This window comes from Streptomyces sp. R28 (genome assembly GCF_041052385.1).
Taxonomy (GTDB): domain Bacteria; phylum Actinomycetota; class Actinomycetes; order Streptomycetales; family Streptomycetaceae; genus Streptomyces.
In genome coordinates, this window is the sequence record NZ_CP163439.1 from 2690919 (window position 1) to 2707924 (window position 17006).

18 protein-coding genes are annotated in these 17006 nt (G+C 71.1%); 11 read left to right on the forward strand and 7 right to left on the reverse strand.

Annotation, left to right across the window (positions count from 1 at the left end):
• Positions 1-24: 24 nt before the first annotated feature.
• Positions 25-885, reverse strand: coding sequence for an MHYT domain-containing protein (locus tag AB5J49_RS11800; protein WP_369168533.1), 861 nt, complete (start codon positions 883-885; stop codon positions 25-27).
• Between the two features lie 278 nt (positions 886-1163).
• On the opposite strand from AB5J49_RS11800, the gene AB5J49_RS11805 reads away from it, so the two are divergent.
• From AB5J49_RS11805 to AB5J49_RS11820, 4 genes are all read left to right on the forward strand, one after another.
• Positions 1164-2039 (forward strand): glycerophosphodiester phosphodiesterase, encoded by an 876-nt coding sequence (locus tag AB5J49_RS11805; protein WP_369168534.1) that lies wholly within the window; start codon positions 1164-1166, stop codon positions 2037-2039.
• A gap of 82 nt (positions 2040-2121) precedes the next feature.
• Positions 2122-2676 (forward strand): methylated-DNA--[protein]-cysteine S-methyltransferase, encoded by a 555-nt coding sequence (locus AB5J49_RS11810; protein WP_369168535.1) that lies wholly within the window; start codon positions 2122-2124, stop codon positions 2674-2676.
• A 191-nt stretch (positions 2677-2867) separates the two neighbouring features.
• Positions 2868-4154 (forward strand): MFS transporter, encoded by a 1287-nt coding sequence (locus AB5J49_RS11815; protein ID WP_369168537.1) that lies wholly within the window; start codon positions 2868-2870, stop codon positions 4152-4154.
• A 141-nt stretch (positions 4155-4295) separates the two neighbouring features.
• Entirely contained in the window at positions 4296-4838 is a 543-nt protein-coding gene (locus tag AB5J49_RS11820) for a zinc-binding dehydrogenase (RefSeq protein WP_369168538.1), read from the forward strand.
• Between the two features lie 66 nt (positions 4839-4904).
• Here the strand turns inward: AB5J49_RS11820 and AB5J49_RS11825 are convergent, their stop codons facing one another.
• Positions 4905-5333, reverse strand: coding sequence for a VOC family protein (locus AB5J49_RS11825; RefSeq protein WP_369168539.1), 429 nt, complete (start codon positions 5331-5333; stop codon positions 4905-4907).
• 99 nt (positions 5334-5432) lie between these two features.
• On the opposite strand from AB5J49_RS11825, the gene AB5J49_RS11830 reads away from it, so the two are divergent.
• Positions 5433-6341, forward strand: a complete 909-nt coding sequence (locus tag AB5J49_RS11830; protein WP_369168540.1) for a pseudouridine-5'-phosphate glycosidase — start codon at positions 5433-5435, stop codon at positions 6339-6341.
• 74 nt (positions 6342-6415) lie between these two features.
• The gene (locus tag AB5J49_RS11835; RefSeq protein WP_369175107.1) at positions 6416-7306 is read left to right on the forward strand and encodes a carbohydrate kinase family protein; all 891 of its coding nucleotides are present in this window, start codon (positions 6416-6418) and stop codon (positions 7304-7306) included.
• Between the two features lie 53 nt (positions 7307-7359).
• On the opposite strand, the gene AB5J49_RS11840 is transcribed toward AB5J49_RS11835, so the two are convergent.
• Positions 7360-8154, reverse strand: a complete 795-nt coding sequence (locus AB5J49_RS11840; protein ID WP_369168541.1) for a methyltransferase — start codon at positions 8152-8154, stop codon at positions 7360-7362.
• Positions 8155-8468: 314 nt separating this feature from the next.
• Here AB5J49_RS11840 and corA point away from each other — a divergent pair, with 314 nt between their 5' ends.
• On the forward strand, positions 8469-9596 hold the full coding sequence (gene corA / locus AB5J49_RS11845; protein ID WP_369168542.1) for a magnesium/cobalt transporter CorA: 1128 nt from the start codon (positions 8469-8471) through the stop codon (positions 9594-9596).
• A gap of 105 nt (positions 9597-9701) precedes the next feature.
• Here corA and AB5J49_RS11850 read toward each other — a convergent pair whose 3' ends face one another.
• The 3 genes from AB5J49_RS11850 to AB5J49_RS11860 all read right to left on the reverse strand — a co-directional run bounded on the left by AB5J49_RS11850 (position 9702) and on the right by AB5J49_RS11860 (position 11438).
• Positions 9702-10139 carry a CBS domain-containing protein gene (locus AB5J49_RS11850; RefSeq protein ID WP_369168543.1) on the reverse strand — a complete coding sequence of 146 codons (438 nt, stop codon included), beginning with the start codon at positions 10137-10139 and terminating at the stop codon, positions 9702-9704.
• A gap of 133 nt (positions 10140-10272) precedes the next feature.
• Entirely contained in the window at positions 10273-10686 is a 414-nt protein-coding gene (locus AB5J49_RS11855; protein ID WP_369168544.1) for a PPOX class F420-dependent oxidoreductase, read from the reverse strand.
• Positions 10687-10796: 110 nt separating this feature from the next.
• Positions 10797-11438 (reverse strand): uridine kinase, encoded by a 642-nt coding sequence (locus AB5J49_RS11860; RefSeq protein ID WP_369168545.1) that lies wholly within the window; start codon positions 11436-11438, stop codon positions 10797-10799.
• Between the two features lie 276 nt (positions 11439-11714).
• Between AB5J49_RS11860 and AB5J49_RS11865 the strand changes: the two genes are divergently transcribed.
• From AB5J49_RS11865 to AB5J49_RS11875, 3 genes are all read left to right on the forward strand, one after another.
• Positions 11715-12410 carry a DUF2293 domain-containing protein gene (locus tag AB5J49_RS11865; RefSeq protein WP_369168546.1) on the forward strand — a complete coding sequence of 232 codons (696 nt, stop codon included), beginning with the start codon at positions 11715-11717 and terminating at the stop codon, positions 12408-12410.
• A 322-nt stretch (positions 12411-12732) separates the two neighbouring features.
• A complete protein-coding gene (locus tag AB5J49_RS11870; RefSeq protein ID WP_369168548.1) occupies positions 12733-13212 on the forward strand; it encodes a DUF1772 domain-containing protein in 480 nt (159 codons plus the stop codon).
• 154 nt (positions 13213-13366) lie between these two features.
• Positions 13367-14854 (forward strand): glutamate synthase subunit beta, encoded by a 1488-nt coding sequence (locus AB5J49_RS11875; protein WP_369168549.1) that lies wholly within the window; start codon positions 13367-13369, stop codon positions 14852-14854.
• Between the two features lie 33 nt (positions 14855-14887).
• Here AB5J49_RS11875 and AB5J49_RS11880 read toward each other — a convergent pair whose 3' ends face one another.
• Positions 14888-15433: a carboxymuconolactone decarboxylase family protein gene (locus tag AB5J49_RS11880; RefSeq protein WP_369168550.1), complete on the reverse strand. Its 546-nt coding sequence runs from the start codon at positions 15431-15433 to the stop codon at positions 14888-14890.
• 47 nt (positions 15434-15480) lie between these two features.
• Here AB5J49_RS11880 and AB5J49_RS11885 point away from each other — a divergent pair, with 47 nt between their 5' ends.
• A complete protein-coding gene (locus AB5J49_RS11885) occupies positions 15481-16956 on the forward strand; it encodes a PLP-dependent aminotransferase family protein (RefSeq protein WP_369168552.1) in 1476 nt (491 codons plus the stop codon).
• Positions 16957-17006: the final 50 nt, after the last annotated feature.

The window sequence follows — 17006 nt, forward strand, 5'->3', positions numbered from 1 at the left end:
CCCGCCACTGACAACGCGGTCCGATCAGTGGTTTTGGGGGGTGCGGGGGCCTCGCTGCCCGAGGGTGCGGCGCAGCGGCGGGCGGCGGGTCGGGTGCGGGACGGTGGCGTGGGCCGGGACGCCGGGCTTGTGCTCGACAGGGGCGCCGGCGGGCTTCCCCATGACCATCTTCGGGTCGAACAGCATGACGGCGCCCGCGAGGAGCAGGAAGGCGAGCGGGCCGATCAGCATGGGCGCGAGCAAGGCGGCGGGTGAGTCGCCCGTGGCGGGGGCCTCCGTGCCGTGGAGATGGACGCTGAGGGCGGCCATGCCGGTGTAGTGCATGCCGCTGACGGCGAGGCCCATGACGAGGCTCGCGCCCACGCTCCACATCAGCCCTCTGACCTGTCCGGCGGCCCACAGGGCGGCCGTGGCCGCCACCATGGCTATGGCGACGGAGACGGCGACGGTGAACGTGTTGTACTCCAGCTTGCCGTTGAGCCGCATGCCGGCCATGCCCAGGTAGTGCATCGAGGCTATGCCCAGGCCGGTGATGGTGCCGCCGGTGAACAGGGCCGTTCCACTGGCGCCCTTGTAGCCGACGATGAAGATCCCGACGCCCACCATGACGATGGCGACGGCCAGGCTCGCGAACGTCATCAGCTTGTCGTAGTGGATCGGCGTCTCTTTGACCGTGAACCCCATCATCGCGACGAAGTGCATGGTCCATATGCCGGAGCCGATGGCCGCCGAGCCCAGGGCGAGCCAGCCCGGGCGCCAGGACTGCGAGACGAGCATCGATCTTGTGGTGCAGCGCAGACCGAGGGCACCACCGAGGCAGGCCATCAGGTAGGCCACCAGCGGTGTGACGAGTCCGTAGCTGAATCCGTCGATCGTGCCCTGCATACGCAGCTGCCCTTCCCGCCCTTTTACGTCCCGGAACTCTGTGAAATGCGCCCCCTCCCACGACCGACCGAGCGGTCAGGGTTGAGGCAGAGAGTAACCCCCACCGGAATGGTCGAACGATTCTCCGGCAAAGAAACACGGCCTTGCCCCAGTTGTGCGGCACGAGTGAGCGGGCACGGGCAACTCCATTCAATCTGTGGCCATTCTGTACACAGCCGCCGTTGACCCTCTGCTGTCACAGTTGAGCTGTCCGTGATCGCTCGACGCGAGGAGTACGCATGCACGCGCGTGCTGTAGCCGCCACGACGACCGCGCTCCTGGGAGCGGCCGCTCTTCTGCTCCCCGCCCCCGCCGCCGGGGCCGGGGTCGGCGCCGAGCGGCCCACGATCATCGCCCACCGGGGGGCCTCCGCCTACGCCCCCGAGAACACGCTGGCCGCCGTCGACGAGGCCGCCGAGTTGGGCATCAGCTGGGTCGAGAACGACGTCCAGCGCACCAAGGACGGCGAGCTGGTCGTCCTCCACGACGACAATCTCAAGCGCACCACCGATGTGGAGGAGGTCTTCCCCGACCGGGCGCCATGGAAGGTGAAGGACTTCACCGCCGCCGAGATCGCCCACCTGGACGCGGGCAGTTGGTTCGACCCCGCGTACGCGGGCGAGCGCGTACCGACGCTGGAGCAGTTCATGGACCGCGTGGAGCTGCACCGTCAGAATCTGCTCCTGGAGATCAAGAACCCCGAGCTGTACCCGGGCATCGAGCAGCAGACCCTCAAGGTCCTGGGCAACGAGGGCTGGCTCGACACGGGCCACCTCGCGAGCCGGCTGGTCGTGCAGAGCTTCAGCGCCGACAGCATGCGAACCGTCCACCAGCTGAAGCCGGCCGTGAAGACCGGCTTCCTGGGGACGCCGCCCGTGGCGGACCTGTCCTGGTACGCGGCCTTCGCCGACCAGATCAACCCCTCGTACACCTCCATCTCCACGGACTATGTCGCCTCCGTCCATGAGTTCGAGGGACCGCACGGCGGGCCGTTGGAGATCTTCACGTGGACCGTGAACGACGCGGACACCGCTCGGCTGGTCGGCAGGTACGGAGTCGACGGCATCATCACCAACAGTCCCGACGTGGTGCGGGACGCGTTCCCCAAGGGCTGACGCCCGACAGCCCCGGCACCCCCGCCCGGCAGCCGGGGCCCGCTCCCGGGGCGTTGTCAGTGGTGGGTCGTACGGTGGGCGCATGGACAGCCATGGGCAGTACGAGCAGCAGGTCGTGTGGGCCGTCGTCGGTACCGACATCGGTCCGCTGATGCTGGCCGCGACCCGCGACGGCCTGGTCAGCGTCGTGTTCCACGCCACGGAGGGGGTGCGCGACAAGACGCTCGACCGACTGGCGTCCCGGCTTGGCGCCGAGCCGGTCGAGGCGCCCGGCTCTCCGCTGCTGGCCGAGGCGATACGTCAGGTGGAGGAGTACTTCGCGGGTGCCCGGCGCGACTTCGAGCTGCCGCTGGACTGGTCGCTCATCTCCGGCTTCAACCGGCAGGTGCTGCACGAGCTGGCGTCCGGTGTCCCGTTCGGCACGGTCGTCGGGTACGGCGATCTGGCCGGGCGCGTGGGGCAGCCGGGCGCGGCCCAGGCGGTGGGGATGGCGATGGGCGCCAATCCGCTGCCGGTCGTCGTGCCCTGCCACCGGGTCGTGGAGAGCGACGGCGGCATCGGCGGGTTCGGGGGCGGCCTGGAGACCAAGCGGAAGCTGCTCGCGCTGGAGGGGGTGCTGCCGGAGCCGCTGTTCTGAGAGCTTCCGGTCTTTCGCAGAGTTGGACGGGCGAGAGAAGACAGGCAGGAGAAGAGGGGGGAGACTGCGCCTGTGACGACACTTTTCACCCACATGTACGCGGCCGGTCCGGTGTGCTGTCCCGGGCCGGCGGGTCCGGTGTGCCGCCCCATGTCGGCCTCCCGGACGCGCCGTACAGCCGGGTGCGCCACGTGACCGCCGTCGAGCGAGGGGCCGTCGCGTCCGTCACGCCCGACCGGTTGCCGGCCCTGCGGCGCCGTATCTCGGCCGTGCTGATCGCGACGCAGATCCTGGGCGGGCTGGGCGTCGCCACCGGCATCGCGCTCGCGGCCGTCCTGGCGACGCAGGTCAGCGGCACCGAGTCGCTGTCCGGGCTCGCGCCCACCGCGACCGTGGCCGGTACGGCGGTGCTGTCGATGCCGCTGGCCGCGCTGATGACCGCGCGGGGGCGACGTCCCGGGCTCGTCCTGGCCTATCTCATCGGAGCCTTGGGTGCCGGTGTCACGGTGGTCGCGGCCGACATCGGGAGCTTTCCGCTGCTGCTCTGCGGGATGGCCGCGTTCGGCGCGGCCTCGTCGGCGAACCTCCAGGCCCGGTTCGCGGCCGCCGATCTGGCCGAGCCGGAGCGGCGGGCCCGTGCCATCTCCCTCGTCGTATGGGCGACCACCATCGGCGCGGTCATCGGCCCGAACATCGCCTCGCCCGCCGGTCGGAGCGTCACCGGCCTCGGGATACCCGCGGCGGCGGGTCCGTTCCTGTGGGCGGCCGGGATCTTCCTGATATCCGCGGTCGTGGTGGCCGTACTGCTGCGGCCGGACCCGCTGCTGACGGCGCGTGCACTCGCACCGGCGGAGGAGCAGTCGCCCGCGGCCCGTTCACTGCGCGCCGGAATGGCAGCCGTGGCCGCCTCCCCGCGGGCGCGGCTCGCGGTGGTGACCGTTGCCGTCGCGCACACGGCGATGGTGTCGGTGATGGCGATGACCCCGGTCGACCTGGCGCACCACGGCGCGGGCATCGATCTGATCGGGCTGGTCATCAGCGGGCACATCGCCGGCATGTACGCGTTCGCGCCGCTCATGGGGCGGTTGTCGGACCGGCTGGGTCGGCTGTCCGGGATCGGGCTGGCCGTGGGGCTGCTGGCGTGCGCGGTGTTCCTCGCTGGTACGGCGGGTGACAGTCACGGGCAGACGGCCGTCGGGCTCTTCGTGCTGGGCCTCGGCTGGTCGGCGGGGCTCGTCTCCGGTTCCGCGCTGCTCACGGACTCCGTGCCGCAGCCCGCGCGGGCCGCCGCTCAGGGGCTGTCGGACCTCGTCATGAACGCCTCCGCGGGAGTCGGTGGCGCGGTAGCCGGGCTCGTCGTCGCCCAGGCGAGCTACGGCTGGCTGAACTTCACCGCCGCCTGCCTGCTGCTCCCGTTGGCGGCGCTGGCGCTGTTCACGCGGGGCAGACGGGCGGCCGACGTTCCGGCGAGCCACTGACGTCAGGCCTGGCTCGCCCGGCACGCCCTGGGGTGGAGGAGACCACCAGGTGTTCCCGGTCGCCGCTGTTTCTGACGGCCGCCGGCCGTAACTGCAAGGAGCGACCGGGGCCAGGCGCGCGAGAAACTGCTCGCCCTGACCATGCTGTCGGACATCTTCCCGACCGGATTCCACCGCGTGGTCAGCTCCGGTGCCGGCGTGGGCTCGACGGTGCACGTCGCCGGGGCGGGCCCGGTCGGGCTCGCGGCGGTCGCGTCGGCGCAGTTGCTGGGCGCCACGGTCGTCATCGTCAGCGATCTGAACGCCGAACGCCTCGCCCAGGCGGGGAGCTTCGGCTGCGAGACCGTCGACGTCTCGCAGGGCGGTGTGGAGGAGCAGATCGAACGGATCCTCGAGGATCCCGAGGTGGACGCCGCGGTCGACGCGGTCCACGCGGTCGGCTTCGAGGCCCGGGATCACGGTCCGGACGCTCCGGTGGCACCCGCGACGGTCCTCAACTTACTGATGGGGCTCACGCGCGCGGGGCGGTGCTCTCGGCATCCCCGGCTGTACGTCACGGACGACCCCGGCGGGACCGACGACGACGCCAGGTCCGGCACGCTGCACGAGCGCGTACACATCGCCAGGGCGGTCGACGCGACCGTGATCCGGATCAAGCACGTGCTGAACCCGCATGGGCGCTGAACGGCGTACGGACGGTCTGACGGCGCCACATGGGGGCCACGCACGCGTGACCCCCATGCTGACGCGCTAGTCGTAGTGCCGGGCCTCGAAGACGTTGCCGTCGGGGTCGCGGAAGTAGAAGCTGCGCCTGGCCTTGCCGCGGGCGCCGAAGGAGTCGTACGAGTAGTCCGACACGGGTACGTCGTGCTCCTCCAGGTGGGTGCGCAGCCCTTGGAAGTCGGCCTCCGGCAAGGACAGACAGACGTGATTGACCGGGTGTCCCGCGCTCCGGGCAGCACCGGGGAGCATCTTCATGCGCTCTGCCATGGCCATCGGCATGAGGTCGAGGATGGTCTCCTCGTTGACGCGCACCGAGGGAAACGGCGCCTCGCCCGCGGTGAACTCGGTGAGCCTGACGGGCGCCATGCCGAGTGTCTTCTCGTAGAACTCGGCCGAGGCGGCCGGGTCGCTCACCCACAGGACCACGTGGTCGAGACGTGTCGTGTTGTCGGTCATGCATCCAAGGCTGGTGTCGTCCCCCACAGGCCGCAAGGGTTTGACCGGGCGGGCCGCCCGCCAGAGATGAGGGAAGACCGAACGACAGGAGGCAGGCGCGTGGTGCTGACGGTGTCCGAAGAAGTGCGGGAGGCGATCAACGCGCGTCAACCCGTGGTGGCCCTGGAGTCCACGATCATCGCGCACGGGCTGCCCCGCCCGCGCAATCTGCAGGTGGCGTTGGAGCTGGAGGACGTCCTACGGCAGGAGGGCGCCGTTCCCGCGACGATCGCCGTGCTGGACGGGCGGCCCCATGTCGGACTGGACAAGGAGCAGCTGGAGCGGATCGCGAACGAGGACGGGATCCGCAAGCTGGGGCACCGTGATCTGCCGCTCGCGGTGGCCTCCGGGGCGAGCGGGGCGACCACGGTGTCGGCGACGGCTCTGCTGGCGGCCCTCGCGGGCGTACGGGTGTTCGCGACGGGCGGGCTCGGCGGCGTGCACCGGCAGTGGACGGTGACGCAGGACGAGTCGGCCGACCTGGGGCTGCTGGCACGCACACGGATCACCGTGGTGTGCGCCGGCGTGAAGTCGATCCTGGATGTCCCGGCGACCCTGCAGCGGCTGGAGACCCTCGGCGTCGCGGTCGCCGGCTACCGCACGGAGCACTTCCCCGGCTTCTATCTGTCCGACTCGGGGCATCCGGTGGACTGGACGCTTCAGTCACCTCAGGAGGCGGCCGAGGTGATGCGCGCTCAGGACGCGCTCGACGGGCCCGAGTCGGCGCTGATCGTCGCCAACCCGGTGTCGGAGGCAGAGCAGTTGGATCCCGAGCTGCACGCGCGTGTGCTGGCCGACGCGCTGCACGCGTGCGAGGAACAGGGCATCACCGGCCAGGCGGTCACGCCGTTCCTGCTGGACTACTTGGTACGGCACACGGACGGTGCCTCACTGAGCGCCAATCTCGCGGCGGTGCGCGGCAACGTACGGTTGGCAGGGCGGATCGCGGCGGGCTGGGCCGGGGCGTGAGCGAGCCGGGGAACGGGCCGGGGAACGGCGGCGCGCAGGACGGGACCGCCCCGGCCGGCGAGCGCGGCGACGCGCTGCTGGTCGTCGGGGACGTAGTGACGGACGTCATCGCCCGACACCGGGGGCCGCTGGCCTCGGGTACGGACACGGCCGCGGCCATCCGGACGGTGCCGGGCGGCGCGGGCGCCAATGTGGCCTGCTGGGCCGCGCATTGGGGTGGTACGGAGGTGCGGCTGCTGGGGCGGGTCGGTACGGACGCGGCAGCGTGGCACGAGCGGGAGCTGACCGCGAGCGGAGTACGGCCCCTTCTAGTCGTGGATCCGCAGGCGCCGACCGGGACGGTGATCTGTCTGGTCGACACGGGCGCCGCTGCCGAGCGGACGTTCCTCACCGACGGCGGGGCGTCCCAGCGGCTCGCCCCCGACGACTGGTCGGACGCGCTGCTCGACGGTGTCGCCCGGCTGCATCTCTCGGGCTACCTGCTCTTCTCCGAGCCGAGCCGGGCTCTGGTGGCGGTGGCTCTGGCGGCGGCACGCGCGCGTGGTGTGCCGGTGAGCCTGGATCCGGCGTCGGCCGGTTTCCTCGTGGAGTTGGGCGTCGACCGTTTCCTGGCGCTGGTGGAAGGCGTGGACGTCCTGCTGCCCAGCCGAGACGAGGCGTGTCTGCTCACGGGGTTGTCCGACGCCGCGGACGCGGCGGCCAAGCTGAGCCATCACGTGCCGTTGGTGGTCGCCAAGCAGGGCGTGGACGGTGCGCTGGTGGCCCGGTCCGGTGCCGTGCGCGCCCACGTCCCCGCCGCGTCGGCGACGCCGAGGGACACCACGGGGGCCGGCGACGCATTCACGGGCGCCTTCCTCGCCGCCCTGCTCGCGGGCGCCGGGCCCGAGGACGCGGCGCGGGAGGGGTGCCGGGCCGGGGCGCTGGCGGTGAACCGGGTGGGTGGAAGGCCGCCCACCGCACAGTGACAGCGACCGGCTTCCGCCGACTCCGCCGCATCAGGTCAACTCCCGTTCTCCGCTTACGCCTTGTGGCCCCATGCCGAGATCATCGGGGCGGTGGCCAGGTCCATGTCACCAGCGGCGACATTGGCGAGGTGGCGGTCGATGTCCTCGTCGGTGGCGAGGCCCTCGGTGACGAGCTGGCCGCGGATCTGGCGGACGGTGGCGGACTCCAGGGCGGCGCAGGCAGGTGAGGCGACCGGGAAGTACGCGTCGGCCTCCACCCGGCGCAGACCTGCCTCACGGAGCAGACGCGGAAGCCTGCGACCGTAGGAGAGGTCGGCACCACGGTCGGCCAGCAGTGTGCGGAAGCCGTTGCGGAGGCGGTTCGCGAGCTGCTGTCCGGGGCCATACTCGTCGGGGCAGAGCAGAGGCTGCAGAGCGGGGTCGGCGTCCTCGATCAGGAGTCGGCCGCCGGGGCGCAGGGCGCTGATCATCGAGCGCAACGCCCGTTCGCGGTCCGGCACATGCACGAGCACGAGCCGTGCGTGCACCAGGTCGAACCCCTCCCCCGGCGGCTCGTCCGCACCCACGTCGTGGACGCGGACCTCGACCGGCGGACGGGCGGCCGGGGTGAGCCGTGAGGTGTCGATGTCGGTCGCGACGACCCGTCCGGTCGGGCCGACCTTCTTGGCCAGCCAGGACACCACGGAGGTGCCGCCGGCGCCCACCTCCCAGCAGAGCCAGCCGGGTCCGACGCCGAGCCGTTCGAGGTGTCGGAACGTCGTGGGGTCGAAGAGGGTGGCGAAGGCGTCGAAGCGCTCGCCCGCCTCGTCCTGCCGATTGCCGAGGAGATACCCGTGGGTTCGCGTCATGATGCGATCATCCCAGTTGCCCGGCTTGTCCGGAGGGGGCGACGCTCGGCAGGACGGCCCGGAATTCGGCAGGACGGCCCTGAATCCCGTACGGCCGCCCCTCCCGAGTGACGACCTCGGCACGGACTCTTCATCCACAGCCGGGAACAAAGCGGAACCGCCTGTTCCCACAGGCTTACCCACGTCTCACACCCACCTGGCAAACTGGCGGGCCACGGCGCAGAGATGCGGCGCACCGCGAGCGAACCGAAGGGGCTGGAGCGCCCCAGAGGCGAGTCGCACATCAATGGGGAGATCCACGCAAGGAGATCCAGATGTCCATGGCAGGGAATCTGCGGAAGGTCACAGGCCTCAGCAAGGTCGGCGGCCTCCGCAAGGTGGCGCGGCTGACTCGACGGCGCCCCCGCGTCGACCTCAGCCATCCCGCCAGGTCCCCGCTGGGCTCCTCGGTGGTGAACTGCGTGACGTACCGGGACGGTGTGCGGGTGCCGGAGAGCGGCGATCTGGTCGACGTCGTGCAGAAGGTACGCAAACGCGGCGCCGGATTCGTCTGGCTCGGACTCCATGAGCCGACGGACCAGGAGTTCGCGGGCATCGCCGAGCTGTTCGCCCTGCATCCGCTGGCTGTCGAGGACGCGGTCGAGGCGCATCAGCGGCCCAAGCTGGAGCGCTACGACGAGACGCTGTTCGCGGTGTTCAAGACGGTCTGCTACGTCGAGCACGAGGAACTCACGGCGACGAGCGAGGTCGTGAACACCGGCGAGATCATGGTGTTCGTCGGCCGGGACTTCGTGATCACGGTGCGGCACGGGCGGCACGGCTCGCTGGGCCCGTTGCGCGAGGAACTGGAGTCGAGCCCCGAGCAGCTCGCCAAGGGGCCCGCGGCGGTACTGCACGCGATCGCGGACCATGTGGTCGACGACTATCTGAGCGTCACCGACTCAGTGCAGGAGGACATCGACCAGGTCGAGACGGATGTGTTCGCGCCGGACGGCGCGCGGACCGACCCGGGGCGGATCTACCAGCTCAAGCGGGAACTCCTCGAACTGAAGCGGGCCGTGGTTCCGCTGAGCCGCCCGCTCGAGGAACTGGCCACGCGGCCGATCCGGGTGGTCGAGCCGGAGATACAGGCCTACTTCCGCGACGTCTCCGACCATCTGCTGCGGGCCAAGGAGCACATAGCCGCCTTCGACGAACTGCTGAACTCGATCCTGCAGGCCCACCTGGCGCAGGTCACGGTCGCGCAGAACGAGGACATGCGGAAGATCACGGCATGGGCCGCGATCGTCGCCATACCGACGATGGTGTGCGGGCTGTACGGGATGAACTTCGACTACATGCCGGAGCTGCGCTGGACGTACGGCTATCCGCTGGTCATCGGCGTGATATCCGTCGCGTGTGTGGCGCTGTACCGGGGCTTCCGGCGCAACGGATGGCTCTGACGCTTCCTTGGGTCGACGCCGACCGCCGACCGACTACGGCGCGTCTCCGTCCGGCACGGTCGGCCGGACGGAGACGGCACAGGAGGTGAGGGGACGTTCGCCGGGTCAGTGCGTCGTCGGCGCGGTGGTCCTGGCGTAGACGCTCTCGGCCCAGTGGGCGACCTCGTTCTCCGGCAGGTTCCGGGCCAGATCGGCCTCGCTGATCATGCCGACCAGTCGCTTGTTCTCGATCACCGGGAGCCGGCGGATCTGGTGCTCCTTCATCTCCCGGAGCACGTCGCTGATGTCGGCGCCGGCATCGATCCAGCGGGGGGTGCCGTGGGCCATCTCACCCGCGGTGACCTTGCTCGGGTCGCGACCCACGGCCACGCAGCCGATGACGATGTCGCGGTCGGTGAGGATGCCGCAGAGCCGTTCGTTCTGGTCGCTGATGGGCAGGGCTCCGACGCCCAGCTCGCGCATGAGCTGGGCGGCGCGGTCCAGGGTCTCGTGGGCCGGGATCCACTGGGCACCACGGTGCATGATGTCTCCGGCAGTGGTCATGGAGTACCTCCCGATGCCGGACGGCCGGCGCGGCGCAGGGCGCACCGCTAGTCCCGGCGCCCTTCATTCTCGCCGTGCCACCCGGCACACGCACCCGGAACCGAGCGCCAACGGCCCCGGCAGCGGGCGCCGATCAGGCCGAGAAGCCCACGATCTTCCGCGGGACGACGCGGATGATCACGCGGGTCTCGTCGCCCTTCTCGGCGGGCGGGTCGATGCCGAGGTACTTGTGCGAGAGCTCGAAGGGGAGCCGCTTGGCCTCGTCCGGGAGTATCTCGGCGGTGCCGCGGATCTCGACCGAGGTGTAGGGGTTGGCGAGGTCGTAGACCGAGACGCTGATGCGGGGGTCGCGGCGGAGGTTGCGCACCTTCTGACGGGCGTCGACGGAGGAGAAGAGCACGGTGTCGCCCTCGCGCTTGATCCAGACCACCGAGTTCTGCGGGGCGCCGTCGGGGCCGAGGGTGGCCACACTGGCGAAGTTTTTGCCGTCGAGCAGGGAGCGGACGGAGTCGTCGAAGGAGATCGGATCGCTCGTGGAGGTCGTCATGGGGACAGAGTAACTAAATGCACGTGCATACAGAAGGGATGCTGCCGGCACCAGCTCAAGCACTCAAGGGCTCAAGGGCTCAAGGGCTCAAGGGCTCAACTACTCAAGGATCAACCGCTCCACGCCGGGTGCCGCGGATCGTCGGCGCGCACCAGGACGTCCGCCGTACCGGCGGGGTCGGTCTCGTGGTCGTAGCGCTCGAAGGCAGGGAGGGTCCAGTGCTCGGCCTCCGGGGTACGGCGGCGCAGGGCACCAGGCGAGAGGAGGACGTGGACGGTCAGGTCGAAGGGGAACCAGTGACGCAGCAGGAGGGGGCCGTGCAGCAACAGGACGCCGCCGGGTGGGAGTTGGACGTAGGAGCTGCGGGTGGCTCGGTCGGCGACCGGGTCCCACAGGTCGGGCAGGACGCGACCGTCGCCGTCGGGTTCGAGGGGGCCGAAGACCTCGCGCCACAGGGCGCCGGTGTCGAACCAGCCGTCGTAGTAGGCGTCCACGTCCTGGTGGCCGTACTCCAGGCGGACCGAGGCGGGGCGCAGGAAGCCCTCCGTGCCGACGGCGAGCGAGGGGCGGCCGCGCATGCGCAGCGCCTCGGCGACGCGCTCGGCGAGGTCTCCCGGGTGGGCCGCCGGGGCACCGTCGAACGCGATGCGCGGCCAAGGGCTGCCGTCGGCCGGCTTCAGGTCGAGCAGCCGCTCCGCCAGCAGGTCGCCGAGCCGGTCCCAGGTGATCGCTTCGAGTCGCACACAGCCCATGATGCGACAGGGCGCGGCACGGGTGCGGCGCGCTCCGCGCCCCCGACCTCGTCACCGCCGCCCTCTCCCTCTCCCTCGCCAACGCCAACGCCAACGCCAACGATCAGACCGTCCCCCGATTCCGATCAGGCCGACCCCTCACCGGATCAGACCGTCCCCCGGACACACCAGGTCGTGTTCCAGCCCCGGCCCCCCAGTTCACCCGGCCTGATCAGACGTCACCGCTGCCCCGGTCAGGGAGTTCCCCAGGCCTGCCCCAAGGGGAATGAACCCCCTATGGCGCCCCTCGCAACTCCCCCGCCCCGTACCGGTCTTCTCGTGATCCAGCCCCTCAAGCGGCGGCAGTGTGCGGAGTGTCATGCGGGACCGTTGCAGATGCTCGTGCTGGAGGATGGTTCGCCGCGGTGTCTCGACTGTGCCGACCTCGGGCATCTGGTGTTTCTGTCGCGCGGCGACACGGCGTTGACACGTCGGTCACGAGAGGAGAGTGCGCTGTCGGCGGTGGTCGTGCGGTTCAACCGACGCAGGAGCCGTTATGAGCGGCAGGGCGTCCTCGTCGAGGAGGCGGGGCTCGCTCGCGCCGAGGAGCGGTGCCTGGCGGACGCGGAGGCACGGCGGCGGCGCCGGGTGCGGGACGCCCGGCGGCGGGCGCGGGAGGACGTGCGGTTCGTGGAGGCGTTCGCGGGGGAGATACGGCGGCTGTTCCCGGGGTGTCCGGCGGACCGGGCGCGGGACATCGCCGCCCATGCCTCGGCGCGGGGCAGTGGACGGGTGGGGCGGAGTGCGGCGGGACGGGCGTTGTCCGAGGCGGCGGTGACCTCGGCGGTCGTGGCGTCCGTACGGCATATGGACACGCCGTACGACCAGCTGCTGATGAGCGGGGTGCCGCGCCACGAGGCTCGGCGCCGGATCGCGGCGGCGGTGGAGACGACGTTGCGGGGCTGGCGGGCGGAGGTGTCGGGGCTCGGCTGAGAGTGCCGGCGGAGCCAGGAAGCCAGGAACAGCCGAGCCGATGCCGCCGCGCGGGGGCCGGGAGGCGAACCGCCGGGGGGACCCGGGGGGCGGGGGGAGGGGGCGGGGGACCGAGGGAACGAACCCCTGGGGCGAACCACCCCCCGCACAGCGCCCTCCTCAAGCCGCGAAGTTCACCGCAGCGCCCGTCTCCGCCCTGCTGGACGCTCGCGTATGTGCTCGCGTCGCTCGGCCATGGTCACTGATCTCGTGCAGGTTTTCACTGGTAGTGATGGAGGGAGCCGGGCAGGATCCCGGCGGGATGCGGGGAGTTGACGTTGACATGATTGATGGACCGTACTTCGTACTGATCGTGATCGGTGTGGTCGGGACCGGTCTCGTGGCCGGGGTTTTCTGTGCCTTCTCGACGTTCGTGATGCGTGGGCTCGCCGCGCTGCCACCCGCGCAGGGCGTGGCCGCGATGAAGGCGATCAATGTCACGGCGTTGATGCCGGCGTTCATGCTGCTGTTCGTCGGCTCGGCGGTGCTGTGCGCGGTGATCGCCGTGGTGACGTTCGTGCTCTGGCCGGACGAGGGGACGGTGGCGCTGCTGCTGGGCAGTGCGCTGTATCTGTTCGGTTCGTTCGGGGTGACCATGGTGGCGAACGTGCCGCGCAACGAGGCGCTGCTCAAGCTGGAGGCGGGCACTCAGGAGGCGGCCGCCTACTGGCCGACGTACGTGCGCGAGTGGACGGCGTGGAACCACGTCCGCACGGTCGCGTCCGCCGCCGCGACGCTGTGCTACGTGCTGGCCCTCAGCTGACCTCTTGTCGCCGGCCTCCTGTGTCGACCCCGACCGAGAAAGCGCTGTCCCCCCACTCTGCGCACGTGGCCCGTGGGACGTATCGTTGCCGGAAGAGTGCCGCCCGATGACGCACGGCTCCAACACGTCACACGCGCACGCGAGGAAGACGGCCATGGCCGATCCCAAGGGTTTCATGACCACCCCCCGCCAGGACTGGCCGCGCCGGCCCGTCGAGGAGCGGGTCGAGGACTGGGACGAGGTGTACGTCCCCGGGGCGTTGCTGCCCATCATCAGCAAGCAGGCCGACCGCTGTATGGACTGCGGCATACCCTTCTGCCACGACGCCTGTCCGCTGGGCAATCTGATCCCCGAGTGGAACGACCTGGTGTCGCGGGAGGACTGGCGGGCAGCCGCCGACCGGCTGCATGCGACGAACAACTTCCCCGAGTTCACCGGGCGGTTGTGTCCGGCGCCGTGCGAGGCGGGATGCGTGCTGGCGATCAATCAGCCGGCCGTCACCATCAAGAACGTCGAGTGCGCCATCGCCGACCGGGCCTGGGAAGAGGGGTTCGCGCCCCCGAGGGCGCCGGACCGGCTGTCCGGGCGCACGGTCGCGGTGATCGGGTCGGGGCCCACCGGGCTCGCGGCGGCGCAGCAGCTGACCCGGGCGGGGCACACGGTCGCCGTGTACGAGAAGGACGACCGGATCGGCGGGCTGATGCGGTACGGCATCCCCGAGTTCAAGATGGAGAAGCACCATCTGGAGCGCCGGATCGAGCAGATGCAGGCCGAGGGGACGAAGTTCCGTACGTCGACGGCGGTCGGGCGGGACATCGGCGCCGCCGAGCTGCGGTCGCGCTACGACGCCGTGGTGATCGCCACGGGCGCCACCGCCTGGCGTGAACTCCCCCTTGATGGACGGGAGTTGAGCGGCATCCAGCAGGCGATGGAGTATCTGCCGCTGGCCAACCGGGTGTGCGAGGGGGATCTGGAGGCGTCCCCCATGTCCGCCGCCGGGAAGCATGTCGTCATCGTCGGCGGTGGGGACACGGGGGCCGACTGCCTGGGTACCGCCGTGCGGGAGGGTGCCGCGTCCGTGACGCAGCTGGACATCTACGCCCAGCCGGGCGCCGAGCGGGACGAGGACGCCGAGCCCTGGCCGACGTACCCGAAGATCTACCGTCTGTCGGCCGCGCACGAGGAGGCGCGCGATCTGGAGACGGCGCCCGCGGCGGACGCGGACGCGCGACTGTTCGCAGCGTCCACGCTCCACTTCACGGGCGACGCCGACGGACACGTACGGTCGCTGCACCTGACCGAGGTGGACGCCCGGCGCAGCCCGATGCCGGGCACCGAGCGGACGCTGCCGGCCGACCTCGTACTGCTCGCGCTCGGCTTCACCGGGCCCGACCGGGAAGACGGGCTGATCGACGAGCTGGGGGTCGAGCTGGCGCCTCGCGGCACGATCGCCCGGGACGCAGGGTTCGCCACGAACGTCCCCGGCGTGTTCGCCGCGGGGGATGCCGCCCGGGGGCAGTCGCTCATCGTGTGGGCGATCGCCGAGGGGCGGGCGGTGGCAGCGGCCGTCGACCGTTACCTGACGGGGAGTTCGCGGCTGCCGTCGCCGATCTCGCCGTACGACCGCCCCATGACCGTGTGACGCAGCGGTGTTCGCGGGCGCGAGGAACGGCCCCTAACGCCGCTCGTCCGTCCCCGCCACCTTCCCCGTCGCCAGCGCCACCCTGTTCCACGTGTTGATCGTGAGGATCAGGGCCAGTACGTGCGCCAGTTCCCCCTCGTCGAAGTGGGCTGCGGCCTGGGCGTAGACCTCGTCGGAGACCCCGCCGTCGGCCACCAGGGTCACCGCTTCCGTCAGGGCCAGGGCGGCCTGTTCCTTCTCGGTGAAGAAGTGGCGGGCCTCGCGCCAGACGGCGACCATGTGCAGCCGGTCCTCGCTCTCGCCGGCCTTGCGGGCGTCGTTGGTGTGCATGTGGAGGCAGTAGGCGCAGTGGTTGAGGTGCGAGGCACGGATCTGGATCAGTTCGACGAGCGCCGGGTCCAGGCCCTCACGGGCGGCGGCGTCGAAGCCCACGATGGCGCGGAAGACCTTCGGCGCGGACTTCGCGAAGTCGAGGCGGGTGCGGGCGGCCTCGGCCTCGTTGATGGATTCGGCGCTGGACGCGGCGCCGGACGGGGCGCTGGACGCGACGGGCTTGGTGTGGATCGTGTTCGTCGTCATGTGAATCAATCTATGGGTCGAAAAGACCGGCTGTAGGGTGCATTTCCATGGCGAAATCGTGGGTCAATTCCGCGGAGCGGATCGGTGCCGACCTGCATCTGGATCTGTCCGAGTCATCCGAGTCATCCGGACCGGGCAGGCCGGGCGGGCACCGGGCCGCGCTGATCCGTGCGCTGCGCGAGGCCGTGCGCAGTGGGCGGCTGGCGCCCGGCACCCGGCTGCCGCCGTACCGCTCGCTCGCCGCCGACCTGGGGGTCGCCCGCAACACCGTGGCCGACGCTTACGCGGAGCTGGTGGCCGAGGGCTGGCTCACCGCCCGCCAGGGCTCCGGGACGGCGGTGGCCGAGCGTGCCCAACCCCTGCGACGCGCCGAGCGGGTGCCCCGTAAGACACCTCCACGCGCGCGCGGACCTCGGCACGACCTTCGGCAGGGCACGCCGGACGCGTCGGCGTTCCCTCGTGCGATCTGGCTGACCTCCTATCGACGGGCGCTCCAGCAGGCGCCGAACGAGGTCTTCGGGCCCGGTGATCCCGCCGGGCGCGTGGAGCTGCGGGAGGCGCTGACCGAGTACCTGGCACGCGCGCGTGGCGTGCGTACCGAGCCGGGCCGGATCGTGATCTGCTCCGGCTTCGCGCACGCCCTGCGGCTGCTGTTCGGCCAGGACAGGGGCGGGGGCGACGGTGTGCTGCGCGGTCCGCTGGCCGTGGAGGCGTACGGGCTGGGCTTCCACCGGGAGCTCCTCGCCGCCGGGGGCGTACGGACCGTGCCGCTCCCCCTCGACGACGACGGCGCACGCGTCGACCGGCTCGAACGCGAGCGGGCCGTGCTGCTCACGCCCGCGCATCAGTTCCCGACCGGCGGCCCGCTGCACCCCGAGCGCCGTGCCGCCGTGATCGACTGGGCACGCGCGCGTGGGGGCGTGGTTCTGGAGGACGACTACGACGGGGAGTTCCGCTACGACCGCAAGCCCGTCGGCGCCGTCCAGGGACTCGATCCCGAGCGAGTGATCTTCATCGGCTCGGTCAGCAAGAGCCTGTCGCCGGCGGTGCGGCTGGGCTGGATGGTCCTGCCCGAGCGGTACGTCGACGACGTGCTCGCGGCCAAGGGCGAGCGCGAGGCGTGGGCGAGCACCCTCGACCAGCTGAGCCTCGCCGACTTCATCGTCTCCGGGGCGTACGACCGACATGTACGGCGAATGCGGCAGCGGTACCGGAGCCGCCGGGACCGCCTCGTCGCGGCGCTCGCCACGCACGCGCCACACATCGAGGTCACCGGTGTCGCCGCCGGACTGCACGCGGTGCTGCGGCTGCCGCCCGGCACCGAGCGGTCCACGGTCAAGGCGGCCACCTGGCAGGGCATCGCCCTGGACGGCCTCGCCGAGTTCCGGCATCCGGACGCCACGGAGACGGCCATGCCGATCCGTGACGGCATCGTCGTCGGATACGCGACTCCCTCGGAGCACGCCTATGGGGCCGCACTGGAGGCGCTGTGCGGGGCTCTGCCGCCGGGCGAGAGTCACTGAAGCTGGATATATCGCTCATTCCAGGCATACGGTCGCATTCAGATGTGTTT

Excerpts from the sequence above, each read along its gene's own strand:
- AB5J49_RS11870 (WP_369168548.1), top strand. The coding sequence starts at position 12,733 with ATGATTGATGGACCGTACTTCGTACTGATCGTGATCGGTGTGGTCGGG.
- AB5J49_RS11885 (WP_369168552.1), top strand. The coding sequence starts at position 15,481 with ATGGCGAAATCGTGGGTCAATTCCGCGGAGCGGATCGGTGCCGACCTG.
- AB5J49_RS11865 (WP_369168546.1), top strand. The coding sequence starts at position 11,715 with ATGGCGCCCCTCGCAACTCCCCCGCCCCGTACCGGTCTTCTCGTGATC.
- AB5J49_RS11820 (WP_369168538.1), top strand. The coding sequence starts at position 4,296 with ATGCTGTCGGACATCTTCCCGACCGGATTCCACCGCGTGGTCAGCTCC.
- AB5J49_RS11860 (WP_369168545.1), bottom strand. The coding sequence starts at position 11,438 with ATGGGCTGTGTGCGACTCGAAGCGATCACCTGGGACCGGCTCGGCGAC.
- AB5J49_RS11825 (WP_369168539.1), bottom strand. The coding sequence starts at position 5,333 with ATGACCGACAACACGACACGTCTCGACCACGTGGTCCTGTGGGTGAGC.
- AB5J49_RS11805 (WP_369168534.1), top strand. The coding sequence starts at position 1,164 with ATGCACGCGCGTGCTGTAGCCGCCACGACGACCGCGCTCCTGGGAGCG.
- corA (WP_369168542.1), top strand. The coding sequence starts at position 8,469 with ATGTCCATGGCAGGGAATCTGCGGAAGGTCACAGGCCTCAGCAAGGTC.
- AB5J49_RS11880 (WP_369168550.1), bottom strand. The coding sequence starts at position 15,433 with ATGACGACGAACACGATCCACACCAAGCCCGTCGCGTCCAGCGCCCCG.
- AB5J49_RS11810 (WP_369168535.1), top strand. The coding sequence starts at position 2,122 with ATGGACAGCCATGGGCAGTACGAGCAGCAGGTCGTGTGGGCCGTCGTC.
- AB5J49_RS11875 (WP_369168549.1), top strand. The coding sequence starts at position 13,367 with ATGGCCGATCCCAAGGGTTTCATGACCACCCCCCGCCAGGACTGGCCG.
- AB5J49_RS11855 (WP_369168544.1), bottom strand. The coding sequence starts at position 10,686 with ATGACGACCTCCACGAGCGATCCGATCTCCTTCGACGACTCCGTCCGC.
- AB5J49_RS11850 (WP_369168543.1), bottom strand. The coding sequence starts at position 10,139 with ATGACCACTGCCGGAGACATCATGCACCGTGGTGCCCAGTGGATCCCG.
- AB5J49_RS11840 (WP_369168541.1), bottom strand. The coding sequence starts at position 8,154 with ATGACGCGAACCCACGGGTATCTCCTCGGCAATCGGCAGGACGAGGCG.
- AB5J49_RS11800 (WP_369168533.1), bottom strand. The coding sequence starts at position 885 with ATGCAGGGCACGATCGACGGATTCAGCTACGGACTCGTCACACCGCTG.